Below are 26,486 nucleotides of genomic sequence, written 5' to 3'. Positions count from 1 at the left end.
GTACGTCCGCCCGGGGCCGCGCCGTCGGCTCAGCGCAGTGCGGCCGTCGCCCCGCGCAGCAGGCCCGCCACGATGCCGACCCCGTCGCGGGTGAGCACCGACTCCGGGTGGAACTGGAGCCCCGCGAAGCCGTGCCCGCGCAGGGCGTGCACGTCGCCGGTGACGGCGTCCCGGGAGACCTCGACGCCCTCGGTGGCGAGCCGTGCCGCGTCGGCCTCCGAGCAGCGCGCGGTGAAGGTGTTGTAGAAGCCGACCGTCTGCTTGCCGCCGAACAGGTCGATGCGCTCCTGCGCCCCCTGGTAGGGGACGGCCTTGCGGCCCAGCGCGAGCCCGAGTTCGGCGGCCAGCAGCTGGTGGCTCAGGCAGACCGCGAGCAGCGGCGAGGTGCGGGCGCCGGAGCGGACGGCGGCCAGCGCGTCCGCGACGATCGGCCGCAGCAGCATCATCTTGGGGTCGTCCGCGAGCGCCGGGTCGCCCGGGCCGGGGCCGAGCACCAGTGCGCCCCGGTGCGCCGCGACCCGCTCGCGCAGCCCCGGCTCGTCGTACCGGGCCACCGTCACCCGGTGGCCGAGCGAGCCGAGCAGGTGGGAGAGCATCGAGGTGAAGGTGTCCTCGCCGTCCACGACCAGGGTCGGCTCGGTCTCGGTGATCTCGGCGGGCTGCTGCATCCGCAGCCAGAACGGCGCGAGGTCGGCCCGGCGGGAGTCCAGGGCGGCCTGCACCCGGTGGTCGTCGGCGAGCCGGGGCCCGACCGGGTGGGGCAGCCGGGCGGGCGTGGGCCGGGCGCCGATCGCGGTGAGCACTCCTGCGGCCTTGGCGTGGGTCTCGGCGACCTCGGACTCCGGGACGGAGTGGCGCACCAGGGTGGCGCCGACCCGGACGACCAGCCGGCCGGTGGCCGGGTCGATGTCGGCGGTGCGGATGCAGATCGGCGAGTCCAGCAGCTGCCCGCCGCTGGCGGAGCGGCCGATCAGGGCGAGCGCGCCGGAGTAGTAGCCGCGCCCGGTGGTCTCGTAGCGCTTGATCACCCGGGTGGCGTTCTCGACCGGGCTGCCCGTGACGGTCGCGGCGAACATCGTCTCGCGGAGCACCTCGCGGACGTCCAGCGAGGTGCGTCCGCGCAGCTCGTACTCGGTGTGGGCGAGGTGGGCCATCTCCTTGAGCCGCGGCCCGAGCACCTGGCCGCCGAGGTCGCCGACCGTGCACATCATCTTGAGTTCCTCGTCCACGACCATGGTGAGCTCCTCCAGCTCCTTGGGGTCGTGCAGGAACTGGAGCAGCGAGTCGAGGTCGGAGCCGCCGGCCGGGTAGCGGTAGGTGCCGGAGATCGGGTTCATCACGACGGTGCCGCCGCTCTGCCGGACGTGCACCTCGGGGGAGGCGCCGACCAGCACCCGGTCACCGGTGTGCACCAGGAAGGTCCAGTACGCGCCGCGCTCCTGCTCCAGCAGCCGGCGGAAGAGCGTCAGCGCGAGCTCAGGCGAGAAGTCCTCCAGCGTCGCGTGGAAGTCGCGCCGGATCACGAAGTTGGCGCCCTCGCCGTTGCCGATCTCGTCCCGGATGACCCTGCGGACGATCGACGCGTACGAATCGTCGTCCACATCGAACCCGCCACCGGCAAGTGAGACCGGCAATTTCGGTAGGGCATAAGTGAATTCGGCCAACGGCAGGGTGTGCTGCTCGGTCACCGAGAGGGCCTGCAGCGGGGTGTCGTCGTCGTGCACCTCGAAGCCGCGCTCGCGGATCTGGCGGTACGGGACGAGCGCGAGCAGATCGTGCACCGGGCCGCCGCCGGCCGGCGGGCCGCTGCGCACGGGCAGGTCGGCGAGGTGCTCGTAGCGGTCGACGGTGCCCAGCAGCACCTCGACGGTGTCCGGGCTGAGCCGGGGGGTGCGGCGGTGCAGCAGGGCGAACGCGGGGGCGTCCGGGCCGGTGAGGCGGGTGAGCAGGTCGACGGCGGTGGTCACGGGAACGGCTTCCTTCCGGGTGGGCTGGTGAGAGGCGGTGCAAGGTCCGCTCCCGGAGGGCCGTCTGCGCAGACGCCGACGGCCGCCCCGAGGGGCGGCCGTCGTGTTCGTCTAGGAACGCGTCGTTCGTGGGCCACCCTTGGGGGAGGCCCACCACCAGGAGTGGGTGTGGGGCGCGTGCATGGTTCGACCCTAGCGGATGCGCCGGGGCGGGTGAGGGCCGTCACGTCTTTGTCCGAGATATGTCTCATCCCTCGGGCAATAGTCACGAGTCACTCCTGTCACCCCGTAGCCTTGGCGATGTGACCGCTACGACTGAGACTTCGAGGGCTGCCCACTCCTGGCAGTCCCTGCCCGCGGCGCAGCAGCCTGAATGGCCGGACCAAGAGGCTCTGCGCAAGACCCTTGCCGAGCTCGCCTCCTATCCGCCGCTCGTCTTCGCCGGCGAGTGCGACCAGCTGCGCGCCCGGCTCGGGGCCGTGGCGCGCGGGGAGGCCTTCCTCCTCCAGGGTGGTGACTGTGCCGAGGCCTTCGACGGCGTCTCGGCGGAGCACATCCGCAACAAGCTGAAGACGCTGCTCCAGATGGCCGCCGTGCTGACGTACGCCGCCTCGGTGCCGGTGGTGAAGGTCGGCCGCATCGCCGGCCAGTACTCCAAGCCGCGCTCCAAGTCGACCGAGACCCGCGACGGCGTGACCCTGCCGGTCTACCGCGGCGACTCGGTGAACGGCTTCGAGTTCACCCCCGAGTCCCGCATCCCGGACCCGGAGCGCCTGAAGCGGATGTACAACGCGTCCGCCGCGACGCTCAACCTGGTGCGCGCGTTCACCACCGGTGGTTACGCGGACCTGCGCCAGGTGCACGCCTGGAACCAGGACTTCGTCCGCAACTCGCCGGCCGGCCAGCGCTACGAGCAGCTCGCCCGGGAGATCGACAACGCCCTGGCGTTCATGAGCGCCTGCGGCGTGGTGCCGGAGGAGTTCAAGGCGGTCGAGTTCTTCTCCTCGCACGAGGCGCTGGTCCTCGACTACGAGACCGCGCTGACCCGCGTGGACTCGCGCACCGGCGAGCTGTACGACGTCTCCGGCCACATGGTGTGGATCGGCGAGCGCACCCGGCAGCTGGACCACGCGCACATCGAGTTCGCCTCCAAGATCCGCAACCCGATCGGCGTCAAGCTCGGCCCGACCACCTCGGTGGACGACGCGCTCGCCCTGATCGAGAAGCTGGACCCGGAGCGCGAGCCCGGCCGCCTGACCTTCATCACCCGGATGGGCGCGGGCAAGATCCGCGAGCACCTGCCCACCCTGGTGGAGAAGGTCACCGCCTCCGGCGCCAAGCCGGTGTGGATCTGCGACCCGATGCACGGCAACACCTTCGAGGCCTCCAGCGGGCACAAGACCCGCCGCTTCGACGACGTCCTGGACGAGGTCAAGGGCTTCTTCGAGGTGCACCGCGCGCTCGGCACCCACCCGGGCGGCATCCACGTGGAGCTGACCGGCGACGACGTCACCGAGTGCGTCGGCGGCGGCGACGAGGTCCTGGTGGACGACCTGCACCAGCGCTACGAGACGGCCTGCGACCCGCGCCTCAACCGCAGCCAGTCGCTGGACCTGGCGTTCCTGGTGGCGGAGATGTACCGCGGCCAGTAGGTCCGGCGTCCGTCGGATGTGACGAAGGCCCCTCCGGATTCGGTGCTCCCGAGCCCGGAGGGGCTTTTTCGTACCCGTTTGCCCGGGTAAGGTAAGCCTCAGTGAACTAAGGCGAACCTTAGTCAAGATCCATTCCGCTCCACCCCGGGAGAGACCGCGATGTACGTGTGCATGTGCCATGCGGTCACCGAGGACCAGGTGAAGAAGGCGATCGACGGCGGCGCCAGCACCCCGCGCCAGATAGCGAAGGGCTGCCGGGCCGGCACCGACTGCGGGTCCTGCGTGCGCCGCATCCAGGCGCTGCTCGGCGAGCACGGCGCCCGCCCCTGCCCGACCGCCCGGCTGGCCGCGAAGCTCGGCCTCGCGGACCCGGAGGCCCCGGCCGCCCCGGCCCCCGCCCCGAAGGCCGCGCCGGTGGTCCCACTGCGGGCGGCCTGAACGGCCCGGGCCGTCCGGGCCGCCCGGGAGGACCGCCTCAGGACTCCGGCTGCTCGATGACCTGAGCGAGGTAGAGCGCCTCGCCGAGCTTGTCCAGCAGCTCCAGCTGGGTGTCGAGGTAGTCGATGTGGTGCTCCTCGTCGGCCAGGATGTCCTCGAAGATGTTCGCCGAGGTGACGTCGTTCTTGGCCCGCATCACCACGATCCCGCGCTTGAGCCGGTCGATCGCCTCAACCTCGACCTGGCGGTCCGCCTCGAACATCTCCTTGACCGTCTGGCCGATCCGGACGTGGAACAGCCGCTGGTAGTTGGGCAGCCCGTCCAGGAACAGGATCCGGTCGGTGAGCGTCTCGGCGTGCTTCATCTCGTCGAAGGACTCGTGCCGGGTGTACTTGGCGAGCTTCGTCCAGCCGAAGTTCTCCTGCATCTTGGCATGCAGGAAGTACTGGTTGATCGCGGTCAGCTCGGCGGTGAGCTGCTCGTTGAGGAACTCGATGACCTCGGGATCGCCCTGCATGGTGATGCCTCCTGCGTGAGTCCTGTCCTGCGTCCTGTGCTGGGTCCTGCGCTGCGCATCCTGGCACCGCTTCGGGAGGAAATTCCAGTAAGTTCACACTCACTAGGAGATGTGGCGGAATATCCGATTCATCACGGAACGTGCTGGTGGGGGCTCGACCGTTGCTCCGTACGGGCCGGGGCGCGAATCCGCGCAAAGGGGCGCGCGCCGAGGCTCGTCCGCCGTCTGTCACCATGGATCCATGGGTCAGTCGAAACACGAACCGCTTCCGCCGTCTGACCCGAGGCTCCCCCCGGGCCAGCGCGCGCAGCGCGGCTGGCCCGCCCTGCACTACGGGCCGGTGCCCCGCTTCAAGCCGCTGACCTGGGACCTCCAGGTGTTCGGCGCCACCGCCTCGGCGGAGAAGCACAGCTGGGACTTCGAGGCCTTCTGCGCCCTCCCGCGCACCACCGTCGTCGGGGACATGCACTGCGTGACCAAGTTCTCGGTGCTCGGCAACGAATGGACGGGCGTGTCGGCCGCCGCCGTGCTCGACCTGGTGCCCCCGGCACCGGGCGTCACCCACGTCATGGTCTGGGCCGAGTACGGCTACAGCGCCAACCTGCGGCTGGCCGACTTCGCCGACCCCCGCACCCTGCTCGCCACCCACCGCAACGGCGAGGCGCTCACCGCCGAGCACGGCTTCCCGGTGCGGCTGGTGGTGCCGCGGCTGTACGCCTGGAAGGGCCCCAAGTGGGTGCGCGCGGTGGAGTACATGCGGGCCGACCGGCGCGGCTTCTGGGAGGAGCGCGGCTACCACAACCTCGCCGACCCCTGGCGCGAGCAGCGCTACTCCTACCAGGAGGAGCCCGGCGACGGGCCGCTGCGCTGAACCCCTCGCGGCGGCCGAGCGGGCCGGACGCGGCCTAGAACAGCGAGAACTTGACCGTCACCACGCTGCGCTGCGGGCGCCGCTCGCCCGCCGCCGGGCTCTGGCCGGAGGAGGTGACCGCGCCGAACACGTCCCAGCCGCTGGTCTGCATGGTGAAGCCCGCCGCCTGGAGCGCCTTCTGCGCCTCGTCCTTGCCCATCCCCGTGACGTTCGGGACCGGCACCATGCCCTTGCTGACCACCAGCGAGACCGCGGAGTTCTCCTGCAGCAGCTGCCCGGCCGCCGGCGAGCTGCTGATCACCGAGCCCTCGGGCACGGTGTCGTCGTAGGTCTCGGTCACACCGCCCCTGGTCAGCTGGGCGCCGGCCAGGGCCGAGGCGGCGTCGGCGGAGCTCTTGCCGGCGAGGTCCGGCACCGCGATCCGCTTGGGGCCCCTGGAGACGGTGACGGTGACGCTGTCGCTCTTGCGGGTGCGCGCCCCCACCCCGGGATCCACGGAGATCACCTGCCCGGACGGCACGGACTCGCTGAACACCTCGACGAACCTGCCGTGCAGGCCCTCCTTGTCCAGGACCCGCTGCGCCTCGGCCCGGTCCTTGCCGAGCACGCCCGGCACCGCGCCGTACAGCCCCTCGGAGATCCCGTAGGTGGCGCCGCCGATCGCCAGGACCAGGGCGGCCACCGCGGCCGTCCAGATCAGCGGCCCGCGGGGGAGACGGCGGCGCGGCGTGGCCGGCCGGCGCCGCTGCACCGGGGTCGGCTCGTCGTACGGGCGGGGCTCGGCGAGCAGCTCGTCCATCAGCTCCGGCGGCATGTCCAGCACGCTGGTGCGCTCGGTCGGCGGGGCGTCGGCGGGCCGCGGCAGCGGCTGGACCACCGAGGTCGGCTCGGTGGTCGGGTAGCGCGGGCCGGGCCGGGTGGAGGCCGGCGGCTCGGCGTCCAGCTCGGCCGGGGTGAGGGTGCGGCGCACCCGCTGGAGGGCGGCGAGCAGCTCGACCGCGTCGTACGGGCGGGCGTCGGCGGACCGGGCGCAGGCGCCGGCCACTATCGCGTCCAGTTCGGGGCCGACGGCGGGGGCGACCAGCGAGGGGGCCGGGACGTCCTCGTGCAGGTGCTTGTACATGACCTGGACGGGATTGTCGCCGGTGTGCGGGCGGCGGCCGGTGAGCATCTCGTACAGCAGGATGCCGGCCGCGTAGACGTCCACCCGCTGGTCGGTCGGGGCGTCCGGGAGGATCTGCTCGGGGGCCAGGTAGGAGACGGTGCCCATGACCGTGCCGCCGGTGGCGGTGGTGGTCGAGGTGGGCGCGCCGTCGGCGGTGCCGAGCACCCGGACCAGGCCGAAGTCGGCGACCTTGACCAGGCCGCCGTCGGTGATCAGCACGTTCTCGGGCTTGACGTCGCGGTGGACCAGCCCGGCCCGGTGGGCGGCGCCGAGCGCGGCCAGCACCGGCTCCAGCACGTCCAGAGCGGCCCGGACGGACAGCGCGCCGCGGTCGCGCAGCAGGTCGCGCAGGGTGCGGCCGGGTACGTACTCCATGGCGAGGAAGACGTGACCGCCGTCCGCGCCCTGGTCGAAGACGGTGACCACGTTGGGGTGGGTGAGCTTGGCGACGGCCTTGGCCTCGCGGATGAAGCGGGCGGTGAACCCCTCGTCGCCGGCCAGCGAAGGGTGCATCACCTTGAGTGCGACCACGCGGTCCAGACGGGTGTCGGTGCCCTTGTAGACGGTGGACATCCCGCCGGTCGCGACGCGCTGCTCGACCCGGTACCGGTTGTCGAGCAGGGCGCCGATCAAGGGGTCGTGCAGTGCCATGTCCACTCGGAGAGTCTAGAGCCGCCCGGGACGGCCGGTCCCGGAGGACACCGCCTCCGGGACCGGCTTGTGACATGCGCGACGGTTCAGAACGCGGGGTGCTCGCGGGTGTCCAGGTCGGCCCGGCCGGCCATCGCGGAGGAGGCCTCGGCGTGGAAGCGGCGCGGGATCCGGCCGGCCCGGTGGGCGAGCCGGCCCGCCTCGGCGGCGTGCCGCATCGCCTCGGCCATCAGCACCGGGTCCTGAGCCCTGGTCACCGCGGAGGCGAGCATCACCGCGGCGCAGCCCAGCTCCATCGCCAGCGCCACGTCGGAGGCGGTGCCGGCGCCCGCGTCCAGGATCACCGGGACGCCCGCACCCTCCACGATCAGCTGGAAGTTGTGCGGGTTGCGGATGCCCAGGCCCGAACCGATCGGCGAGCCCAGCGGCATGATGGCCGCGCAGCCGACGTCCTCCAGCTTGCGGGCCAGCACCGGGTCGTCGTTGGTGTACGGCAGGACGGTGAAGCCGTCGTCGACCAGCGTCTCGGCGGCGTCCAGCAGCTCGATCGGGTCGGGCAGCAGGGTGCGCTCGTCGGCGATCACCTCCAGCTTGACCCAGTCGGTGCCGAGCGCCTCGCGGGCCAGTCGGGCGGTCAGCACGGCCTCGCCGGCGGTGAAGCAGCCGGCCGTGTTGGGCAGCACCCGGATGCCGTTGCGGGTCAGTACGTCGAGCACGGAGCCCTGGGTGGTGGCGTCGACCCGGCGCATGGCGACGGTGGTCAGCTCGGTGCCGGAGGCGAGCAGCGCGCGCTCCAGGACCTCCAGGCTGGGGGCGCCCCCGGTGCCCATGATCAGCCGGGAGGAGAAGGCCGTCCCGGCGATGGTCAGAAGGTCGTCGGCCATGGTTCAGCCTCCCTGCACGGCGGTGAGGATCTCGATCCGGTCGCCGCCGGCCAGCGCCGTCCCGGGCCACGAACCGCGTGGCACCACGGCCTCGTTGAGCGCGGCGGCGACACCGGTGTTGGCGGCGCTGACGGCGGCCACCACCTCGGCGAGGGTGGTCGTGGCGGACACCCGGCGGGGCTCGCCGTTGACGGTCAGGGCGATCTCGTTCGGGGTGATCTCGTTCGGGGCGATGTCGGTCATGCGGAGGCCTTCGCAGCGGGGGGTTCGGGGGAGAAGCGCAGGGGCGTGAACGGCCTTGCCGTTTCGGGGACTTCACCGGTGGCCAGGTACTCGGAGAGCAGGTCGGCGGTCACCGGGGTGAGCAGCACGCCGTTGCGGTAGTGGCCGGTGGCGGCGACCAGCCCGGGCAGTGACGTCGGGCCGAGCAGCGGGGCGTTGTCCGGCGAGCCGGGGCGCAGCCCGGCGGAGGTCTCCAGCAGCGGGAGTTCGGTGATTCCCGGGACCAACTCGTGCGCGTCGCGCAGGAGTTCGTACACCCCGCCGGCGGTGACGGTGGTGTCGTAGCCCTGCTCCTCGGTGGTCGCGCCGACCACCAGCTCGCCGTTCTCCCGGGGCACCAGGTACAGGTGCCGGCCGCGGACGACGGCGCGGACGTTGCGGGACAGGAACGGGCGGTAGGCGTCCGGGACGTGCAGCCGCAGCACCTGCCCCTTCACCGGGCGGATCGCGGGCAGCACACCGTCGGGCAGGCCGGGCAGCCGGTGGCTGTGCGGGCCGGCGGCGAGGACGACCTGCCCGGCGCCCACCCGTTCCCCGGTCGAGAGCCGGGCGCCGGTCGCGCGGCCGTCCTCGACCAGCAGCTCGACGGCCTCGGCGCGGTGCAGCAGGACGTCCGCGTTCTCGCAGGCGGCGGCCAGGGCGGTGAGCAGGCGCCGGGGGTCCACCTGGTGGTCGTCCGCGACGTGCAGGCCGCCGCGCACGCCGGGGGCGAGCATCGGCTCCAGCCTGCGGGCCTCCCGGCCGGTCAGCCAGGTCGAGTCCAGGCCGAGCCGCTGGTGGAAGGCGTGCAGCTCGCGCAGTTCCTCGCGGTCGTCGGAGTCCAGCGCCACGGCGACGGTGCCGCAGCGGCGGTAGCCGGTGTCCCGGCCGCCGCTCGCCTCGGAGAGCTCGGCGGCGAAGGCCGCGTACCGCTCGTTCGAGGCCATCCCGAGGCGCAGCAGCGGCTCCTCGCCGTACTGCAGCTCGGTGACCGGGGCGAGCATCCCGGCCGCGACCCCGGCGGCCCCGCCGCCGGGGGAGGGGTCGACCACGATCACGTTCCGCAGCCCGCGCTGCGCGGCGCGCCAGGCGACGGCGAGGCCGATGACGCCCCCGCCGATCACCAGCACGTCGGCGTGGGCGCCTGATGGCAAGCGTGACAAAGCTGCTCTTCTCCCTTCGCCGGTATGACCCGGATCAGGTTCGGACGGTCGCAGGCCGTGCCAGCCCGCCTCTCAGCCCGGTGCGCCGGGCTCCCGTGTGGTGCCCCCACCTTAACGCCGGGGGTCGGCCCGGCCGAAGGCCCGTACAGCGGGCGGACGGCCCGCAGGCCGCCGCGTCGCGCTGAGTACAGTGACGGGCGTGGCAGAGCTGAGCGGAACGGATCAGGTGGTCGTCGTCGGAGCCGGGCTGGCCGGGGCGCAGTGCGCCCTCAAGCTGCGGCAGGGCGGCCGGCAGGGGCCGATCGTGCTGGTCGGCGAGGAGCCGCACGCGCCGTACGACCGGCCGCCGCTCTCCAAGGACGTGCTGCTCGGCAAGGCCGACTCCACCGCCCTGGACATCGACTACGGGCAGCTCGGCATCGAGCTGCTCACCGGCCGCCGGGCCACCGGCCTGACCCCCGGCGTGCTGCACACCGACGGCGGCGACCTCCCGTACGGCTCGCTGGTGATCGCCACCGGCGCCGTTCCGCGGGCCCTGCCCGGGGCCGAGCGCGCGCACCTGCTGCACACCCTGGACGACGCCCTGGCGCTGCGCGCGCTGCTGCGCCCCGGGCTGCGGCTGGTGCTGGTCGGCGCGGGCTGGATCGGCGCCGAGGTGTCCACCGCGGCCCGCGCGGCGGGCTGCGAGGTGACCGTGGTCGAGGCCGGCCCGGCGCCGCTGCCCGGCGCGCTGCCGACCGAGGTCGGCTCGGCGATGGCCGCCTGGTACGCCGGGGCCGGGGTCGACCTGCGCTGCGGGGTCGGCGTGGCCGCCGTCGAGCCCGGCGCGGTGCTGCTGGCGGACGGCTCGCACCTGCCCGCCGACGAGGTGGTGGTCGGCATCGGGGCCCGCCCCGCGACCGGCTGGCTGGCCGGAACCGGGGTCGAGCTGGACGCGGCCGGCGCCGTCGTGGTGGACGGGCGGCTGCGCACCTCGGTGCCCGGCGTGTTCGCGGCCGGCGACTGCGTCAGCTACCCCTCGGCCCGGGCCGGGGCCCGGCTGGCCGTCCAGCACTGGGACCACGCCCTGCAGTCCGGCGAGGCGGTGGCCGCAGCCGTCCTGGGCGCGGACGCGCCGGCCTACGACCCGGTGCCGTACTTCTGGTCCGAGCAGTTCGGCCGGATGGTCCAGTACGCCGGCCGGCACGCCGAGGGCGACGAGCTGCTGTGGCGCGGCTCCCCGCGGGACGGCGACTGGTCGGTGCTCTGGCTGCGCGACGGCGTGCCGAGCGCGCTGCTGGCCGTGGACCGGCCGCGCGACCTCACCCAGGGGCGGAGGCTGATCGAGCGCGGTACGGCCCTGGATCCGGCCCGGGCGGGCGACCCGGCGGTGCCGCTGAAGTCGGCCGTCGCGGGGTAGTGCCTGGTGCGCGGTGGGCCGCGGAGGTGGCAGTCTGGTGGCGTGAGTGAGATCGAAAGCAAGATTGAAGCCCTGGTCACCGACTGGATGTACCTGCCCGACATCTCGGAGCAGTGGGGGGTCCGGGTCACCGAGGTGCGTGACCTGGTCAAGAACGGCGGCCTGATCGCCGTCCGGCGCGGGCCGAACAAGTCGCTGCAGGTCCCGGCGGCGTTCATCGACGGCCCGGGCCTGGTCAAGCACCTGTCCGGCACCCTGACCGTCCTGCGGGACTGCGGGTACAACGACGTGGAGATCCTGGAGTGGCTCTTCACCGAGGACCCGTCGCTGCCCGGCAGCCCGATCCAGGCGCTCCGGGAGAACCGCGGCACCGAGGTGAAGCGCCGCGCCCAGGCGATGCTGATCTGATGGCGGCGGACACGCTGCGTACCCGGCTGGCCGACGCCCGGCTCTACCTGTGCACCGACGCCCGCCGGGAGCAGGGCGACCTCGCCGAGTTCCTGGACGCGGCGCTGGCGGGCGGGGTGGACATCGTCCAGCTGCGGGACAAGGGCCTGGAGGCCAAGCAGGAGCTGGAGGCCCTGGAGGTCTTCGCCGACGCCTGCCGCCGGCACGGCAAGCTGCTGGCCGTCAACGACCGCGCCGACGTCGCCCACGCGGCCCGGCCGGACGTGCTGCACCTCGGCCAGGACGACCTGCCGGTGCAGGCCGCCCGGGCGATCCTCGGCGAGGACGTGCTGATCGGCCGTTCCTGCCACGCCGAGTCCGAGGTGGACGCGGCGATCGCCGAACCCGGTACGGACTACTTCTGCACCGGCCCGGTCTGGCCGACCCCGACCAAGCCGGGCCGCCCGGCCCCGGGCCTCGGCCTGGTCTCGTACGCGGCGAAGCAGGACACCGACCGGCCGTGGTTCGCGATCGGCGGGATCGACCTCGGCAACCTGGACGAGGTGCTGGCCGCCGGTGCCCGCAGGATCGTCGTGGTGCGGGCCGTCACCGCCGCGGCGGATCCGCGGGCGGCCGCCGCCGAGCTGTCCCGCCGGGTGCGCGCCGCGCTCTGACCGGCCCGGATCAGCGGGATCCGGGGGCCCGCAGGCCCCCGGGGCCGTCGCCGTCCGTCAGTACTTGCGGACGGTGGCGGCCTCGGCCAGGGCCAGCAGCACCGTACGGGCCCGGTCGTCGGCGAGCGGAGCGGCCTCCAGCGCGGCCAGCGACTGCCGCATCAGCTCCTCGATCCGGTGCTCCACCAGCTCGGGCGCGCCGCTGCGGGCGACCAGCGCGCGCAGCTCGGCGACCTCCGGGGCCGCCAGGTCCGGCGCGCCGAGCCGCTCGTCCAGGTGCCGGGCGTCGGCGGCCGGCAGGCCCCGCATCGCGTGCGCGACCAGCAGGGTGCGCTTGCCCTCGCGCAGGTCGTCCCCGGCCGGCTTGCCGGTGACGGCCGGGTCCCCGAAGACGCCGAGCAGGTCGTCGCGCAGCTGGAAGGCCTCGCCCAGCGGCAGCCCGAACGCCCCGTAGGCCTCGACCAGTTCCGGCCCGGCGCCGGCCAGCAGCGCACCCACCTGCAGCGGCCGCTCGATGGTGTACTTCGCGGACTTGTAGTGCAGCACCGTCCGCGCCCGGTCCAGCGCGCCCTCGTCGGTCGAGTCGCCGGCCACCGGCTCCAGGACGTCCAGGTACTGGCCGAGCATGACCTCGGTGCGCATCAGGTCGAACACCGGCTTGGCGGCGAGGACGGCGGCCGGCTCCAGGCCGGAGCGCAGGAACAGCTCGTCGCACCAGATCAGCAGCAGGTCGCCGAGCAGAACCGCGGCCGAGGTGCCGTACTGCTCGCGGTCGCCGCGCCAGCCGCTGTCCCGGTGCAGCGCCTCGAAGCGGCGGTGGACCGAGGGCAGGCCGCGGCGGGTGTCGCTGCGGTCCATCAGGTCGTCGTGCACCAGGGCGCTCGCCTGGAGCAGCTCCAGGGCGGCGGCCGCGTTGGCGATCGCCTCACCGGTGGCGCCCCCGGCCGGGCCGCCGGCGCCGCGCCAGCCCCAGTAGCAGAAGGCCGGGCGCAGGCGCTTGCCGCCGTCCAGCAGGAAGTCGCGCAGCGCGTCGGCGGCGGGGGCCAGCCGGGGCGAGATCTTGTCGAGCAGCACGGACTGGCCGTCCATGAACGCGGCGAGCGCCGCGTTGACGCGGGTGCGGACGTCCTCCACGTCAATGGGGTTGGCCGCACTGGGGTTGGCCGGCCGGGTGCTGGACGAGGTCACGATGGGGCTCCGCTGGTTCTCTGGGGTGCAGCAAGCGTAACGGTGCGGCTGGGAACGGGTGTGCGAGCGGCCCCGCGGGGGGCCCGGAGGAGGCGCCGCGGGACGGGGCCGGGGTGAACCGGAACCTCTTCCATCTCTTGTCTCAATAGGTGGAATACGGTTGTCCGGCCCCTTCGAACGCCGGATAGCCTGCCAGCATGGCACTCGGTATCGCTTCCACGAGAACGGATCGCGCACTGACGGTGCGCGACCTCCTGGCGGCCGGAAAGCGCTCCTTCTCCTTCGAATTCATGCCGCCGCGCACCGAGGTCGGCGAGCAGAAACTCTGGGACGCCATCCGTCGGCTCGAACCGCTCGACCCGAACTTCGTCTGTATGACCTACGGCGCCGGCGGCTCCTCGCGCGAGCGCACCGTCAACATGGTCGGCCGGATCGCGACCGAGACCACCCTGACCCCGGTCGCCCACCTCACCGCGGTGGACCACTCGATCGCGGAACTGCGCAACATCATCGGCCAGTACGCCGACCAGGGCGTGCGGAACGTCCTGGCGGTCCGGGGCGACCCGCCCGGCGACCCGATGGGCGAGTGGGTCAGCCACCCCGAGGGCGTCACCTACGCGTACGAGCTGGTGGAGCTGATCAAGGGCATCGGCGACTTCTGCGTCGGCGTCGCGGCCTCGCCGAACATGCACCCGCGCTCGACCGACTGGGACGAGGACATCCGGCACTTCGTGGCGAAGATCCGCTCCGGGGCCGACTACGCGATCACCCAGATGTTCTTCGAGGTGGACGACTACCTGCGGCTGCGCGACCGGGTCACGGCCGCCGGCTGCGAGACGCCGATCATCCCGGAGATCATGCCGGTCACCAACGCCAAGCAGCTGGAGCGCTTCCCCCAGCTCAGCGGCTCGGCCTTCCCCGCCGACCTGGAGGCCCGCCTGCGGGCGGCCATCGACGACCCGGCGGCGCTGCGGGCCATCGGCATGGAGCACGCCACGGCGATGGCCGAGCGCCTCCTCGCCGAGGGCGCGCCCGGTCTGCACTTCATCACGCTGAACCACTCGACGGCGACGCTGGAGATCTACCAGAACCTGGGGCTGCACCAGCGCTGACCGGCGGGCCGGGCCCGCGCCCGCGCAGCGCCGACGCCGGGTGTTCACGAGCCCGTCACCGCACCGACGGTGACGGGCTCGGTCGTGTGCGGCCGCCGTCCGGGGCGGTGGGAACGCGATGCGGTACCCCGGCCGTTGAACCGGTACAGTCGCCGCACACGCGCGGCGCACGAGCGCGGGTACGCGACTGGAGGTAGCGGGCGGATGGGCATCGGATACCTGCTGCTGTACGCCGCGTTGGCGGTGGTGGCGCTCTGGTTGGTCGCCGAGGTGCTGCTGCAGAACCGGGCGCCGCTGCACTGGCGGGCCCTGGCCCTGGCCGGCTTCCTGGGCGTGGCCGCCGGGATGGTCCTCGGCTCGGTCGTGGTGATCGGGGCCGGCGCCGCGCTGTTCGCGGTCGGCCAGACCTTCGTCACCCTCGCGGTCAAGCGCGGCCACCAGGCCGGCTGGTCCCTGCGGAAGGCCGACGGCAGCCTGCCCGGCCCGCTCGCCAAGGTGCCGCTGCTGGGCGCCCTGACCGGCGGCGCCGCCGCGGTGGCGGCCGTCGCCGTCGCCAGGAAGCGGGTCGGCGAGGTCAGCGCCGTCGAGGAGACCCGGGCCTCCGCGCCGGTCCCCGTCGAGGTGCCCGACGAGGTGCCCGCGGTCGAGCAGACCGCCGCCTTCGAGATGCAGGAACTCGCCCAGGACGGCGTCTACGCCCCCGGGTACTACGAGCAGCAGCAGCCGCAGGTCCAGCAGCAGCACCAGGACCCGTACGCCGCCGCCTACCAGTCCGGCTACGACCAGCAGCAGTGGCAGACCCAGCAGCAGCCCGCCTACGCCTACGAGCAGCAGCAGTCCTACGGCGGCTACCCCCAGCAGCAGGACCCGTACGGCGGCTACCCGCAGCAGCAGGACCAGCAGCAGGACCCGTACGCGGGCTACCAGCAGCCGCAGCACCAGCAGACCTGGGACCCGAACGCCCAGCCCCAGCAGCAGTGGCAGCCGCAGCCCGACCCGCAGGTCCAGGGCATCCCGCAGCAGCCGGCGTACGACCAGAACTACGGCTACCAGCAGCAGCAGAACACCTGGCACCAGGGCTGACCCGGCAGGGGCCCGGCAGCCGAGGCCGACCGGGCCGGGCCGCCGGGCCCTACGCCGGGCCGATCAGCCCGGCAGTGATGCAGGCCGACATGCCGACGCGGGCGAGGCCGCCACCGGGGTGGGCGTTGCCGCCGACCAGGTAGAGGCCCGGGACGGGCGACTCATTGGCGGCGTGCAGCCCCGCGTACGAACCCGCGAGCACCGGGCGGGCGACCGAGCCGAACAGCGCGCCGGTCTCCCGGCGGGTGTCCTCCGGGGTGCGCACGACCCGCCACAGCACCCGCTCGCGCAGTCCCAGGCCGGCCGCGTCGACGTGGGCGAGCAACTGGTCGGCGTAGCGGTCGGCGACACCGGGGGCGGTCCAGTCGACGTCCTCCTCCTGGGCCGGGACGGTCGCGGTCAGCACCACGCTCTCGTGGGCGTCGTCGGGGCGCAGCGCCGGGTCGTCCGGGCGGAGCACCTGCACGGTGGGACGCTCGCACAGCGGCGCGGACAGCGTGAGGGCGTTCTCCTCGGCGGCCGGGTCCACCGCGTGGACCACCGTCCGGTGCGCGGTGCCCTCGGGCCGGGGCCCGCGCAGGGCGAGCAGCACGCTGAACCGGCCGGGCACCTCGAACGGCTCCCAGTCCTCGGCCGGCACCCCCGGCCACTCGGCGATGCCGTGGCGGAACAGCGCGCGGGTGTCCATCGCGGAGATCACCAGGTCCGCGTCGATCCGGCCGTCCGCCGTCCCGACCCCGCACGCCCGGCCGTTCTCCACGACCACCCGGGTGACCGGGGTGTCGAAGCGGAACTCGACCCCGCGCAGCTCGCAGCGCCGGTACACGGCGTCCGCGAGCGCGCGCAGGCCGCCCCGGACGTACCAGACGCCGAAGGACTGCTCCATGTACGGCAGCACGGCGGCCCCCGCCGGGGCCTGCCCGGGCAGGAGGCCGTACCGCAGCGCGGGCTCGCCCAGCAGGGCGGTCAGGCCGGGGTGGCCGCCGAGCTGCCGCCGCGCCACGTCGGCGAGGCTCCACGGCCGCGGGCGGCGCAGCCGGGCCAGGCCGGTGCGCGGCGCTACGGGGTACGGGTCGGTGTCCACCCGGGCCCGGCCGGCCGGGGACAGGACACCGAGGTCGGCCGGGAGCGCCTCCTCCAGCAGCGGGCGGCGGGTGGCCTCCCAGACCGTCCGGCCGTGGTTCATCACCTCGCTCCAGCGGGCGCCGGAGCCCGCGCCGAAGGCGGCGTCCAGGGCCTGGCTGACACCGCCGCGGGAGGCGTTGGGCAGGGTGACGGCGGTGCCGTCGGGGAACAGGTGCCGGCTCTCCGGGTCGACCGGGGCCAGCTCGACCAGCTGCTCCAGCGGCTCCTTGCCGGTCTTCAGCGCGAGGTCGCGGTAGACGGCCGGGAGAGAGAGCAGGCCGGGGCCGGTGTCGAAGGCGAAGCCGTCGCGCTCGTACCGCCCGACCATGCCCCCGTACGTGCCGCCCGCCTCGCAGACCGTCACCCGGTGGCCGAGGGTCGCCAGCCGGGAGGCCGCCGCGAGCCCGCTCATTCCTGCGCCGATGACGACGATCTTTGCCATGGCCCCGATCCTAGGACGAGCTTTACGCCGTGCCCGCAGTGCCCGCCGCCCGGGCGGTCCTGCGTTCGCGGCGGCGGGCCCGGAACGCGCGGATCTTCGTGATCACCAGCCGGACCAGCAGCAGGCCGGCGACCAGGACCGCGGCGGCGACCGAGGCGGCCAGCCAGGGGTGGAAGATCGCCAGCGTGACCAGGCCGGCCACCGAGAGGTCCTCGGCCATGCTGACCACGATGTTGCTGACCGGTTCCGGGGAGGTGTTGACGGCCATCCGCAGCGAGGACTTCACCAGGTGGCTGACCAGCGCCGAGGTGCCGCCCATCGCGCCGGCCGCGACCTCGCTGAGCGAACCGGGGTCGTTGCTCGCGATCAGCACGCCGACGGTGGCACCGGCGATCGGCCGGATCACCGTGTGCACGACGTCCCAGACGCTGTCCACGTACGGGATCTTGTCGGCCACCGCCTCCAGCGCGAACAGCACGCCCGCCACCACCAGCACGTCCGTGCGCTCCAGCGCCTGCGGCACCGAGTCCGCGTCACCGAACCTGCCCAGCAGGCCGAGCAGCAGCACCACCGCGTAGGCGTTGATGCCGCTGGCCAGCCCGCTGGTGAAGATCAGTGGCAGGACCGTCATCGCGTCCCCCTCCTCGTCATCGCGTCCGCTCCTCGTCCGGCGGGGCCGGTTCCGCCCGGCCCCGCCGTACCGTACCGGCACCCGGGACGCCGTGGACGCACGCCGCGGTTCCGGCGGACGGCGGGCCGGGACGGACTGAGTACGGATACTCAGATTCGCGGTTGAGTACGTCAGCGGATGGCCGACGACCTGCGCGGACGGGAGAGTGGTGGCACCCGGGAGGGCGGCGCGTCGGGCGCCCGGCCCGCCCGGGCGGCGGATCCGTCCGTCTCCCGGCCGCTCAGGCCGGGGGAGGCGGCGGACGGACCGCCACGGGGCTGGTCGTGGTCCCCGCACCGCCGACACGGGGCGGCGGAGCGGGCCGGGGGGAGACCGGCCGCGAGGGGGAGTTCGCCGCCGCCGGCCAGGGGGTGGACCGGCGGAGCGACGACACGGCGGCGGCGCGGAACCGGGGGAGGACCGCGCCTGCCGCCGCTACCCCGTTTCCGGCCTCCCTACGGCCTTTCCGGACTCCTTACGGCCCCTTCGCGCCGCAGGAGCGGCCTTCCGGGCCGGATTGTCAGTGGTGCCGTTCACGATGGGAAGGCACGGACCACCCGGTCCGCGCGCTGCCTCGGAACGGGGGAGACCATGACCATCAGTCGTCCTGAGCCCGTCACCGCCCGCCTCCACTCCGCCGCCCTGCCACAGCTCCCGGGTCCGTCCGCCCGACGCCCCGCCGGAGCGGACGTCCACCCCGTGCTGCGCCGGACCGCCGCGCCGCCGGCCGCCCTCGACCTGCTCGCCGACGCCCACCGCACCCTCGTCCTGGCCCGCGCCCTTGAGGACCCGCTGGAGCGCTACGCCACCGCCCACCTGGCCGCGCTGCGCACGGTGGCGGCCGTCCTGGCGGTGCGCGGCCGCCCGGAGAAGAGTCCGCGCCGCCGCAAGGCCATCCGCAGCGCCTGGGAGGTGCTGCCCGAGGTGGCCCCGGAACTCGCCGAATGGGCGCTCTACTACGGCGCCGGCGCCCGCCGCCGGGCCGCCGCCGAGGCCGGGATCAGGGGCGCCGCCTCGGCCCGCGACGCCGACGACCTGATCCGCAACTCCGCCCTCTTCCTGCGCCTGGTCGAGCGGCTGCTCGGCCTGCACGCCGCGCCGCCGCCGCCCCGGCTGCCACTGGAGGCCGACGAGCCGCCGGCCTGACAGGCTCTAAGGTGGAGGCATCCTGATCGAACTGCACGTGCCAAGGAGCCCCACCTTGTACCCGACGCGTCCCCGCAGTGCCCTGCGTACCGCCGTGGTGTGGGAGGTGGTCCGGGCAGCCCTGGAGAAGCGGGCGGCCGAGCTGGACCAGCCGGTGCTCGACGTGGTCGACACCGGCGGCGGCACCGGGAACTTCGCCGTGCCGGTCGCCAAGCTCGGCCACCGCGTCACCGTGGTCGACCCGAGCCCGGACGCCCTGTTCGCCCTGGAGCGCCGGGCCGCCGAGGCCGGTGTGACGGACCTGGTGCGGGCTGTCCAGGGCGACACCCAGACCCTGCCCGAGCTGGTCGCTCCCGGCAGCGTGGACGCGGTGCTCTGCCACGGCGTGCTGGAGGTCGTGGACGACCCGGCCGAGGCGCTCGGCAGCCTGGCCGGCACCCTGCGCGCGGGCGGTGTGGTCAGCCTGCTGGCGGCCAACCGCAACGGCGCCGTGCTGGCCCGCGCGCTGGCCGGCCACTTCAACGAGGCCCGCACCGTGCTCTCCGCCACGGACGGCCGCTGGGGCGCGCAGGACCCGATGCCGCGCCGCTTCACCGGCGAGGAGCTGGGCCGGCTGGCCGAGGCCGCCGGCCTGCGGGTGGAGTCGGTGCACGGCGTACGGGTCTTCGCCGACCTCGTCCCCGGGGTGCTGGTGGACGCCGAGCCGGGTGCCCTGGACGCGCTGCTGAAGCTGGAGGAGGCCGCCGCCGAGCAGCCCGCGTTCCACGCCGTGGCGACCCAGCTGCACCTGCTGGCCACCCTGGCCTGAGGCGTTCCGTCCGGCACGCGCTCCTCTCGGGGCGCGTGCGCCCCTTCACGAACCCTGCCACCGTCGTACGGTTTTTTTGCACACCGTACGGCGGCGGTTCGCGCCCCGGAGGCCTGGCGGTTCCCCGCCCGTAGCCCGTCCGTGCGCCGGTCGGCCCCCGGTCGCTCCGCGCCGCCCGGTGGCAAACCTGCCCAGGTCCGGGACGATTCCATCCGATCGGGCACTTGTCCGGGGCGTGGCGCGTTGACTCCGATGCGGCCGTCCCCGCTCGAAGTGGCCCGTCCCACGCGGCGCAGACCACTCCGTAACGGGCCCACGGACCGTATGATCTGGGTAAAGCCGGAAAGCATGACAGCCGGACGCGTGGGGCATATGGACGACACGGGCCGGGTCCCCCGCACGGGCGTCCGACCGTGTGCCCCAAGGCTGATTGGACTTGCCTCCCCGACCGGGGTGGGCGGACCGGTCGCACGCGCGACCGACGAGTAGGAGGACTCCGTGCCGCTCTCGGAGCACGAGCAGCGACTGCTCGACCAGATGGAGCGAGCGCTGTATGCCGAAGATCCCAAATTCGCGTCTGCGCTTGAGGGAACCGGGCTGCGCACCTACACCCGTCGGCGGGTCTACCTGGCCGTCGCCGGCTTCGTGGTGGGCATCGGCCTGCTGATGGGCGGCATGGTCGTGCCGGACCAGATCTGGGTCAGCGTCGTGGGCTTCCTGGTGATGCTCGGATGTGCGGTGTTCGCCGTGACCGGCTGGCGCCGGGGGCCCGCGGGCCAGGGCACCGGGGCCCGCCCGGCCGCCGCCCCGCGCCGCAAGGCCGGGATGATGGACCGGGTGGAGCAGCGCTGGCAGCGCCGTCGGGACGAGCAGACCGGGGGCTTCTGAGCCGCCCGGCCGATGGCCGGAGCCGATGGGTACGAAACAGACGAAGCCGGGGCGGGCAGTCGATCGACTGCCCGCCCCGGCTTCGTGTCCGGATCAGGACCCCGGCGTCACGATCCCGGCGTGGACCGCTTGCGCCGGGTGAAGACCCGCCGCACCGGCGCGCGGACCGCCTCGACCGCCCGGCCGACCCGGCTGCCGACCGCCGCCCGGGCCGCCCGCACCGCGTCGGAGATCCGCCACCACAGCTGGGCCGAGGACGGCGGCAGCAGCAGCGCCCTGGTCCGCCCGGCCCGGCCGGCGCTCGCCCGCAGCCCGCGCCGGACGGTGCGGACGTCGGAGGCCAGCGGCTCCGTGGTGGGCCGCCCGGGCGGGGCGTAGAGCACCCGCTCGGTGGCCAGCGCCAGCCGGCCGGTGGCGGCCGAGGAGTCCGCGTCCAGCTGCGCCTTCTCGGTGATCCGGCGGGCCGCCGAACGCGGGGTGCGTGACTCGTCCGGGGGAATTCCGAGGTCCCAGGCGGAGTCGATCAGCTCGTCCCAGGCGGCCAGCACCTGGGCGTCGGTCAGCTCCGCCGGCCCGCTCCCGCCGGGCCCGCGCCGGCCCCCGCCGCCCAGTCGGCGGCGGCGCACGGCGGCGCGCCAGAGCATCGGGGCGAGCAGCAGTGCGATCAGCACGAGCACCGCGGCCAGGGTGCCGAGCACCTGTGGGGAGAGCAGCCAGGACTCCTCGGCGGCCGTGGCGACGGCCTTGCCCTTGGTGTCGCACTCGCCCAGCTGGCGCTGCTTCGGGGTGCAGTCCGAGCTGGAGGTCGGCGCCGGGGCGGCCGAGGCACTCTGCGGGGCGGTGGTCGCCTGCTGGGTCGGCGCGCTGGTCGGGGCGCTGGACGCCTCGGTGTAGCGGGCCGGGACGCCGCGGCTCGGGGTCGGCTCGAAGCGCAGCCAGCCGTAGCCGGAGAAGTACAGCTCGGGCCAGGCGTGGTACATCCGGCCGGTCACCGAGTAGACGCCGCCGCCCTTGCTGTCGCCGGGGGTGAAGCCGACGGCCACCCGGGCCGGGATCTTCAGCACCCGGGCCATCGCCGCCATGGTGGAGGCGAAGTGCACGCAGAAGCCGCGGCGGTCGCGCAGGAAGACGGCGATGGCGTCGCTGCCGGTGCCGCCGTTGACCGCGGTGTCGTACGTGAAGTCCGGTCCGGTGAACCAGTTGACCAGCGCTGTCGCCCGGTCGTAGTCGTTCCGGGCGCCGGCGGTGACGGCCTTGGCCTTCTCGGCGACGACCGGCGGCAGGTCGGCCGGGACGGCGGTGTAGTGCTCCCTGATGTCCTGCGGCGCGGTGGCCGCGAGGCGCAGGTCGTTGGCGCCGGGCCGCAGGTCCAGCGCGCTGACGTGGTAGCTCAGATTGCGGATCGCCTTGTCGTTGGCCGGCAGGACGGTGCGGGTCAGCGGGTCGAGCTTCCAGTCGCCGGGCTTGGGGACCTGGACGGAGGCGGCCGGGTAGGGCATCGGCAGCCAGCTGCCCTCCAGCCGGTCGCCGATCTTGAAGTCGCCCTCGATCCGGGGGAGCTGGGCGTCGCGCAGGCCCTCGGGGGTGGGCAGCGTCGCCGGGAGGTCGGTGACCGTGGTGCTGCCGAGCTTCCAGTTGGTGCCGTCGAACTGGTCGAGCGAGCCGGTCCGCAGATAGGTCTGATCGGCCAGCGAGCCGTCCAGGGTGTAGGTGAGCAGTTCCGCGTCGGTCGGCCTGGTGACCGCGGCCTCCAGGCTGACCAGCGGGTCGAGGCTGGTCGACAGGCTCCCGCCGACGCCCTTGCCCTTCGACCCGCCGGAGCCGGAGTTCAGCAGTCCGGAGCTCCAGTGCGGCAGGACCACCGGCAGCAGCAGCGCCACCGCCAGGGCCAGCACGCCGACCTGCCGGCCGCCCGGGCTGACCCGGCCGGACTCCACCGAGCCGCGCGCGCCGCCGTAGAAGACCCGGCCCCAGCGGGAGACCCGGTCCTGGCCCTCGGCGAACAGCAGCAGCAGGTAGCCGGCCGCGGCGACGGCGAACCAGACCCAGCTGCCGTGCTCCCCGGCCAGGCCGTTGCCGACCGAGTACAGGGCCAGCAGCGGCAGCCCGGCCAGCGCCGAGCGCCGGTAGGTCACCGCGACGGTGTCCACCGCGACGGCGATCAGGCCGATCGCCGAGACCAGGATCAGCCGCAGTCCGGCGGTGGGCGGAGCCGGGATGGCGTACTGCTGTATGTCGTCCAGGCCGGAGGTGAGGACCTGGTCCAGGACCCGCATCGTGGCCGGCCCGGGCAGTACCCCGCCGGCGCCCGCGAAGCCGAGCAGCAGCAGGAGGAGCAGCACCAGCAGCTGCCCGACCGGCACCGTCCAGCGGTACAGCGGGGAGCGGCGCAGGCCCGCGCCGACCGCGGAGATCACGGCGATCACCAGGACGGCGTGGGTGAACCAGCTGCGGGTGGTGAGCAGCGGCATCATGCACAGCGAGGCGAGGGCGGTGGCCAGCGCCGAGTACGCGGTCAGTTTGGCCCGGGTGGTCACGCGCCGGCCTCTTCTCGGTAGGGGGCGGTCGTCCTGCTGCCGTCGGCGGCCCGCCACAGGTCCGGTACGGAGTCCCCGGCCCGCACCGGGATCACGGTCCACCCGGACTCGCGCAGCTGCCGGACCCGGGCGCGGAAGTCGTCGCCGCCGGTGTCCGGGGCGAGCATCCGCAGGCCGGCCCAGGTGCCGGTGTCCAGCAGGAGGGCGATCGCCCCGCCGGCGCGGCTGCGCAGCCGGCCCAGCCGGGCGGCCTGGGCGTCGTCCAGGTCGCCGAGGACGGCGACCAGCAGGCCCTCGCCGCCGGCACGCAGCGGGTCCTCGGCGCGGGAGAGGGTGCCGCCGTCGGACAGGTCGGCGACGGCGAGGGCGTCGAGGATCAGCCCGGAGGTGGCGGCGCTGCCGTGGCCGCCGCCCGCGCCGGGCGCGGGCACGGACAGCCCGGTGTCGGTGAGCAGCCGGGTCTGGTAGCCGCGCTCCAGCAGGTGCGCGCAGACCGAGGCGGCGCAGCCGACCGCCCACTCGAAGGAGGAGGCGGGGCCGCTGCCCCGGTGGGCGATCTCCCGGGTGTCCAGCACGACGGTGGCCCGGGCCTGCCGGGGCTGCTCCTCGCGGCGCACCATCAGCTCGCCGTACCGGGCGGTGGAGCGCCAGTGCACCCGGCGCAGGTCGTCGCCGGGCCGGTACTCGCGCAGGATCACGTCGTCGTCGCCGGCCAGCGCCAGGGTGCGGCTGTGGCTCTCGCCCTGGCCGATCCACTCGCCGCTGAGCCGTACCGACGGCAGCGCCTGGACCTGGGGGACGACGGTGAGGACGTCGGAGGCGGTGAAGGCGCGGGTCACCTCGCACATCCCGAACGGGTCGGACAGCCGCAGCTGGAGCGGCCCGAGCGGGTAGCGGCCGCGCAGGTCGGAGCGGACCCGGTAGGAGACCTCGCGGTGGCCGCGCGGCTCGACCCGGTCCAGCACGAAGCGCGGGCGCGGCCCGAGCACGTACGGGACCTTGTCCTCCAGCAGCAGCACGCCGGTGGGCACCCGGGAGACGTTGTCGACCCGCAGGTGGACCCGGGCCTCCTGGCCGGCGACGGCCCGGCGCGGGCTGAGCCGGCGTCCGCTGGCCACCCGGTAGCGGGTGTTGGCGACCACCACCACGGCGACCAGCGGCAGGGCGGCGAGCAGGACGCCGACGCGCAGCAGGGCGTCCTGGTCGAGCAGGTAGGAACAGACCACCGCGGTGACCCCGGCGGCGAGGAAGGACCGCCCCCGGGTGGTGAGACCGCGGAACCCGGCCCGCAGTCCCGAAGCGGAGTCGGACTGGGTCACCTCAGCCCCTCCGGACGGCCGGGCCGCCCTGCGGGCGCGGCAGCGGCAGCCGGGCGACCAGGTCGGTCACGATCTGCTCGGAGGTGCGGCGGCTGAGCTGGGTCTCGGCGGTCGGCATCAGACGGTGCGCCAGGACCGGGACGGCGAGGCGCTGGATGTCGTCCGGGGTGACGTAGTCGCGCCCGTCCAGCGCGGCGGCGGCGCGGGCGGCCCGGACCAGGTGCAGGGTGGCGCGCGGGGAGGCGCCCAGGCGCAGCTCCGGGCTGGTGCGGGTGGCGCCGACCAGGTCGACGGCGTAGCGGCGGACCGGGTCGGCGATGTGCACGCCGCGGACCAGGTCGATCAGCTTGAGGATGTCGGAGGCGTGCGCGACCGGCTGGAGGTCCTCCAGCGGGCTGGCGCCGGCGTGCACGTCCAGCATCGCGAGCTCGGCCTCGGGGCTGGGGTAGCCGATCGAGATCCGGGCCATGAAGCGGTCGCGCTGGGCCTCCGGCAGCGGGTACGTGCCCTCCATCTCGACCGGGTTCTGGGTGGCCACGACCATGAACGGCGAGGGCAGCTCGTAGCTGGTGCCGTCGATGGTGACCTGGCGCTCCTCCATGGACTCCAGCAGCGCGGACTGGGTCTTGGGCGAGGCGCGGTTGATCTCGTCGCCGACCACGACCTGGGCGAAGATCGCGCCCGGGCGGAACTCGAAGTCGTGCCGCTGCTGGTCGTAGATGTTGGTGCCGGTGACGTCCGAGGGCAGCAGGTCGGGCGTGAACTGGATGCGGCGCACGGTGCAGTCGAGCGAACGGGCGAGCGCCTTGGCCAGCATGGTCTTGCCGACGCCGGGCACGTCCTCCAGCAGCAGGTGGCCCTCGGCGAGCAGGACGGTCAGGGCGATCCGGACGGCCTCCGGCTTGCCCTCGATCACGCTCTCGACGTTGGCACGGACGCGGTCGACGACCGCGGCGAGCTCGGGGAGCCCGACCGGCTGGTACCCGTTCGCCCTCTGCTGCTCGCCCCCCGCAGGACTGCCGAGTCCGGCCTGATCGTTGTAGCTCGTCACCCGTTTACGCTCCCTGGCACCCTGTGCCCGCCCCGTCCCGAGGCCGGGCCCCACCCCATGCTTGACGCGGCCGTCCCGGGGGCGGTTCCGAACGAGGATCCGGCGCCGGGAAAGGCGGCCTGCGGCCTGGCCGCCCCAGGTGGTTCGGGGTCCGACCGGCAGGCGCATTCTCCCCCGCGGGATGGCCAGAAGTCACCATTCGGAGGTTCCCGAATGCCTGGACCGCGGGTGGCCGGTCCGCTCGTCTCCGGGCGGCTGCGGCGGGCCCGGGGACGAGCGGACGGAGAACTCAGTCGATCTCGCGCAGCAGGCCGGTGTGGACGTCGAAGACGAAGCCGCGGACGTCGTCGGTGTGCAGCAGGAAGGGAGAGGTGCGGACGCGCTGCATGGACTGGCGGACGTCGCCGTCCAGGTCGACGAAGGCCTCCACCGCCCACTGCGGGCGCTGGCCGACCTCCAGTTCCAGCTCGCGGCGGAAGTCCTCGGTGAGCCCGAGCAGGCCGCAGCCGGTGTGGTGGATCAGCGCGATCGAGCGGGTGCCGAGGGCGCGCTGGCTGATGGTCAGGGAGCGGATGGTGTCGTCGGTGACGACGCCTCCGGCGTTGCGGATGACGTGCGCGTCGCCGAGTTCGAGGCCGAGCGCCGCGAACAGGTCGAGGCGGGCGTCCATGCAGGCGACCACGGCGATCTTCTGCACCGGGCGGGCGTCCATCCCGCCGTCCTGGAAGGTCACGGCGTAGGTGCGGTTGGCCGTGACGAAGCGGTCGATGACGGTGGGTCTGGCAGGAGCGGCAGCGGCGTTCGGCGAGGGCCGGTCGGGTGTCACTGTCATGGTGGCGACGTTAGTGCGGATCGGGACCGCGCGGTGGAGCGGGGAGCTACAGAACCGGGCGCCGCGATCGGGTGCATCGCCACAACCGGAGGGTCCGTCCGGGCCGGTACGGGGTGACCCGCACGCGGGGCGGGAAGGGGGCGCGCGCCGGCCGTCGAAGGCCCCCGATCCGTGCCGCCACCGGTCCACCCGCACGCCCGCGACCTGCGGTGATCCGTACCGCCGCCCGGGTGGTGCGCCGGAGCGGACCATTGAC

24 protein-coding genes and 1 riboswitch are annotated in these 26,486 nt (G+C 74.2%); of the genes, 11 read left to right on the top strand and 13 right to left on the bottom strand.

Annotation, left to right across the window (positions count from 1 at the left end; genetic code table 11):
• Positions 1-29: 29 nt before the first annotated feature.
• Positions 30-1,967 carry an anthranilate synthase family protein gene (locus ACGFSC_RS30315; RefSeq protein WP_359897100.1) on the bottom strand — a complete coding sequence of 646 codons (1,938 nt, stop codon included), beginning with the start codon at positions 1,965-1,967 and terminating at the stop codon, positions 30-32.
• A 242-nt stretch (positions 1,968-2,209) separates the two neighbouring features.
• Between ACGFSC_RS30315 and ACGFSC_RS30310 the strand changes: the two genes are divergently transcribed.
• Complete coding sequence (locus tag ACGFSC_RS30310; RefSeq protein WP_380357613.1) at positions 2,210-3,619, top strand: class II 3-deoxy-7-phosphoheptulonate synthase; 1,410 nt, start codon at positions 2,210-2,212, stop codon at positions 3,617-3,619.
• A 159-nt stretch (positions 3,620-3,778) separates the two neighbouring features.
• Entirely contained in the window at positions 3,779-4,057 is a 279-nt protein-coding gene (locus ACGFSC_RS30305; RefSeq protein ID WP_359897103.1) for a (2Fe-2S)-binding protein, read from the top strand.
• Positions 4,058-4,094: 37 nt separating this feature from the next.
• Here the strand turns inward: ACGFSC_RS30305 and bfr are convergent, their stop codons facing one another.
• Positions 4,095-4,574 carry a bacterioferritin gene (bfr, locus tag ACGFSC_RS30300; protein ID WP_359897105.1) on the bottom strand — a complete coding sequence of 160 codons (480 nt, stop codon included), beginning with the start codon at positions 4,572-4,574 and terminating at the stop codon, positions 4,095-4,097.
• Between the two features lie 241 nt (positions 4,575-4,815).
• Here bfr and ACGFSC_RS30295 point away from each other — a divergent pair, with 241 nt between their 5' ends.
• Complete coding sequence (locus ACGFSC_RS30295; protein WP_359897107.1) at positions 4,816-5,445, top strand: sulfite oxidase-like oxidoreductase; 630 nt, start codon at positions 4,816-4,818, stop codon at positions 5,443-5,445.
• A 34-nt stretch (positions 5,446-5,479) separates the two neighbouring features.
• On the opposite strand, the gene pknB is transcribed toward ACGFSC_RS30295, so the two are convergent.
• From pknB to thiO, 4 genes are all read right to left on the bottom strand, one after another.
• Positions 5,480-7,261, bottom strand: coding sequence for a Stk1 family PASTA domain-containing Ser/Thr kinase (gene pknB, locus ACGFSC_RS30290; RefSeq protein WP_359897143.1), 1,782 nt, complete (start codon positions 7,259-7,261; stop codon positions 5,480-5,482).
• An 86-nt stretch (positions 7,262-7,347) separates the two neighbouring features.
• Positions 7,348-8,145, bottom strand: a complete 798-nt coding sequence (locus ACGFSC_RS30285; protein ID WP_049655375.1) for a thiazole synthase — start codon at positions 8,143-8,145, stop codon at positions 7,348-7,350.
• 3 nt (positions 8,146-8,148) lie between these two features.
• Positions 8,149-8,388, bottom strand: coding sequence for a sulfur carrier protein ThiS (thiS, locus tag ACGFSC_RS30280; RefSeq protein WP_359897109.1), 240 nt, complete (start codon positions 8,386-8,388; stop codon positions 8,149-8,151).
• Complete coding sequence (gene thiO, locus ACGFSC_RS30275) at positions 8,385-9,560, bottom strand: glycine oxidase ThiO (RefSeq protein ID WP_359897111.1); 1,176 nt, start codon at positions 9,558-9,560, stop codon at positions 8,385-8,387. Before thiO ends, thiS begins: the two co-directional genes overlap by 4 nt.
• A 3-nt stretch (positions 9,561-9,563) precedes the next feature.
• Positions 9,564-9,676, bottom strand: a riboswitch (TPP riboswitch).
• 83 nt (positions 9,677-9,759) lie between these two features.
• Between thiO and ACGFSC_RS30270 the strand changes: the two genes are divergently transcribed.
• From ACGFSC_RS30270 to thiE, 3 genes are read left to right on the top strand one after another with little or no spacing between them, the layout of a single operon-like run.
• Positions 9,760-10,968 (top strand): FAD-dependent oxidoreductase, encoded by a 1,209-nt coding sequence (locus ACGFSC_RS30270; protein WP_359897112.1) that lies wholly within the window; start codon positions 9,760-9,762, stop codon positions 10,966-10,968.
• 42 nt (positions 10,969-11,010) lie between these two features.
• Positions 11,011-11,376: an Rv2175c family DNA-binding protein gene (locus ACGFSC_RS30265; protein WP_189915099.1), complete on the top strand. Its 366-nt coding sequence runs from the start codon at positions 11,011-11,013 to the stop codon at positions 11,374-11,376.
• Positions 11,376-12,029 (top strand): thiamine phosphate synthase, encoded by a 654-nt coding sequence (thiE, locus tag ACGFSC_RS30260; RefSeq protein WP_359897114.1) that lies wholly within the window; start codon positions 11,376-11,378, stop codon positions 12,027-12,029. The genes ACGFSC_RS30265 and thiE overlap by 1 nt, the downstream gene beginning before the upstream one ends.
• Positions 12,030-12,086: 57 nt before the next feature.
• Here the strand turns inward: thiE and ACGFSC_RS30255 are convergent, their stop codons facing one another.
• Positions 12,087-13,217: a polyprenyl synthetase family protein gene (locus tag ACGFSC_RS30255; RefSeq protein ID WP_359897116.1), complete on the bottom strand. Its 1,131-nt coding sequence runs from the start codon at positions 13,215-13,217 to the stop codon at positions 12,087-12,089.
• A 197-nt stretch (positions 13,218-13,414) separates the two neighbouring features.
• On the opposite strand from ACGFSC_RS30255, the gene metF reads away from it, so the two are divergent.
• On the top strand, positions 13,415-14,329 hold the full coding sequence (metF, locus tag ACGFSC_RS30250) for a methylenetetrahydrofolate reductase [NAD(P)H] (RefSeq protein ID WP_359897118.1): 915 nt from the start codon (positions 13,415-13,417) through the stop codon (positions 14,327-14,329).
• A gap of 204 nt (positions 14,330-14,533) precedes the next feature.
• Positions 14,534-15,412, top strand: a complete 879-nt coding sequence (locus ACGFSC_RS30245) for a hypothetical protein (protein WP_359897120.1) — start codon at positions 14,534-14,536, stop codon at positions 15,410-15,412.
• A gap of 49 nt (positions 15,413-15,461) precedes the next feature.
• Here the strand turns inward: ACGFSC_RS30245 and ACGFSC_RS30240 are convergent, their stop codons facing one another.
• Together ACGFSC_RS30240 and ACGFSC_RS30235 are read right to left on the bottom strand one after the other, a co-directional pair.
• Entirely contained in the window at positions 15,462-16,979 is a 1,518-nt protein-coding gene (locus tag ACGFSC_RS30240; protein WP_359897121.1) for an NAD(P)/FAD-dependent oxidoreductase, read from the bottom strand.
• A 22-nt stretch (positions 16,980-17,001) separates the two neighbouring features.
• On the bottom strand, positions 17,002-17,610 hold the full coding sequence (locus ACGFSC_RS30235; RefSeq protein WP_359897122.1) for a DUF4126 domain-containing protein: 609 nt from the start codon (positions 17,608-17,610) through the stop codon (positions 17,002-17,004).
• A gap of 636 nt (positions 17,611-18,246) precedes the next feature.
• Here ACGFSC_RS30235 and ACGFSC_RS30230 point away from each other — a divergent pair.
• From ACGFSC_RS30230 to ACGFSC_RS30220, 3 genes are all read left to right on the top strand, one after another.
• Positions 18,247-18,795 carry an SAV_6107 family HEPN domain-containing protein gene (locus ACGFSC_RS30230; RefSeq protein WP_380635781.1) on the top strand — a complete coding sequence of 183 codons (549 nt, stop codon included), beginning with the start codon at positions 18,247-18,249 and terminating at the stop codon, positions 18,793-18,795.
• Positions 18,796-18,850: 55 nt separating this feature from the next.
• Positions 18,851-19,603 carry a methyltransferase domain-containing protein gene (locus tag ACGFSC_RS30225; RefSeq protein ID WP_359897125.1) on the top strand — a complete coding sequence of 251 codons (753 nt, stop codon included), beginning with the start codon at positions 18,851-18,853 and terminating at the stop codon, positions 19,601-19,603.
• A gap of 498 nt (positions 19,604-20,101) precedes the next feature.
• Positions 20,102-20,491 (top strand): DUF3040 domain-containing protein, encoded by a 390-nt coding sequence (locus tag ACGFSC_RS30220; protein WP_049651927.1) that lies wholly within the window; start codon positions 20,102-20,104, stop codon positions 20,489-20,491.
• A 107-nt stretch (positions 20,492-20,598) separates the two neighbouring features.
• Here the strand turns inward: ACGFSC_RS30220 and ACGFSC_RS30215 are convergent, their stop codons facing one another.
• From ACGFSC_RS30215 to ACGFSC_RS30200, 4 genes are all read right to left on the bottom strand, one after another.
• The gene (locus tag ACGFSC_RS30215; RefSeq protein WP_359912841.1) at positions 20,599-23,028 is read right to left on the bottom strand and encodes a DUF3488 and transglutaminase-like domain-containing protein; all 2,430 of its coding nucleotides are present in this window, start codon (positions 23,026-23,028) and stop codon (positions 20,599-20,601) included.
• On the bottom strand, positions 23,025-24,347 hold the full coding sequence (locus tag ACGFSC_RS30210; RefSeq protein WP_359912838.1) for a DUF58 domain-containing protein: 1,323 nt from the start codon (positions 24,345-24,347) through the stop codon (positions 23,025-23,027). The genes ACGFSC_RS30215 and ACGFSC_RS30210 overlap by 4 nt, the downstream gene beginning before the upstream one ends.
• 1 nt (position 24,348) lies before the next feature.
• A complete protein-coding gene (locus tag ACGFSC_RS30205) occupies positions 24,349-25,398 on the bottom strand; it encodes an AAA family ATPase (protein WP_380357231.1) in 1,050 nt (349 codons plus the stop codon).
• A gap of 289 nt (positions 25,399-25,687) precedes the next feature.
• Positions 25,688-26,230 (bottom strand): carbonic anhydrase, encoded by a 543-nt coding sequence (locus ACGFSC_RS30200; RefSeq protein WP_224283459.1) that lies wholly within the window; start codon positions 26,228-26,230, stop codon positions 25,688-25,690.
• Positions 26,231-26,486: the final 256 nt, after the last annotated feature.

The organism is Kitasatospora sp. NPDC048715 (assembly GCF_043198905.1).
Classification (GTDB): Bacteria; Actinomycetota; Actinomycetes; order Streptomycetales; family Streptomycetaceae; genus Kitasatospora; species Kitasatospora lactacystinica.
This window is presented reverse-complemented; position numbering and strand designations above follow the sequence as displayed.

Coding starts and splice junctions, on each gene's coding strand:
- ACGFSC_RS30295 (WP_359897107.1), top strand. CDS start 4,816: ATGGGTCAGTCGAAACACGAACCGCTTCCGCCGTCTGACCCGAGGCTC.
- ACGFSC_RS30245 (WP_359897120.1), top strand. CDS start 14,534: ATGGGCATCGGATACCTGCTGCTGTACGCCGCGTTGGCGGTGGTGGCG.
- ACGFSC_RS30310 (WP_380357613.1), top strand. CDS start 2,210: ATGTCTCATCCCTCGGGCAATAGTCACGAGTCACTCCTGTCACCCCGT.
- ACGFSC_RS30305 (WP_359897103.1), top strand. CDS start 3,779: ATGTACGTGTGCATGTGCCATGCGGTCACCGAGGACCAGGTGAAGAAG.
- metF (WP_359897118.1), top strand. CDS start 13,415: ATGGCACTCGGTATCGCTTCCACGAGAACGGATCGCGCACTGACGGTG.
- thiE (WP_359897114.1), top strand. CDS start 11,376: ATGGCGGCGGACACGCTGCGTACCCGGCTGGCCGACGCCCGGCTCTAC.
- ACGFSC_RS30240 (WP_359897121.1), bottom strand. CDS start 16,979: ATGGCAAAGATCGTCGTCATCGGCGCAGGAATGAGCGGGCTCGCGGCG.
- ACGFSC_RS30235 (WP_359897122.1), bottom strand. CDS start 17,610: ATGACGGTCCTGCCACTGATCTTCACCAGCGGGCTGGCCAGCGGCATC.
- ACGFSC_RS30200 (WP_224283459.1), bottom strand. CDS start 26,230: ATGACAGTGACACCCGACCGGCCCTCGCCGAACGCCGCTGCCGCTCCT.
- ACGFSC_RS30285 (WP_049655375.1), bottom strand. CDS start 8,145: ATGGCCGACGACCTTCTGACCATCGCCGGGACGGCCTTCTCCTCCCGG.
- thiS (WP_359897109.1), bottom strand. CDS start 8,388: ATGACCGACATCGCCCCGAACGAGATCACCCCGAACGAGATCGCCCTG.
- pknB (WP_359897143.1), bottom strand. CDS start 7,261: ATGGCACTGCACGACCCCTTGATCGGCGCCCTGCTCGACAACCGGTAC.
- bfr (WP_359897105.1), bottom strand. CDS start 4,574: ATGCAGGGCGATCCCGAGGTCATCGAGTTCCTCAACGAGCAGCTCACC.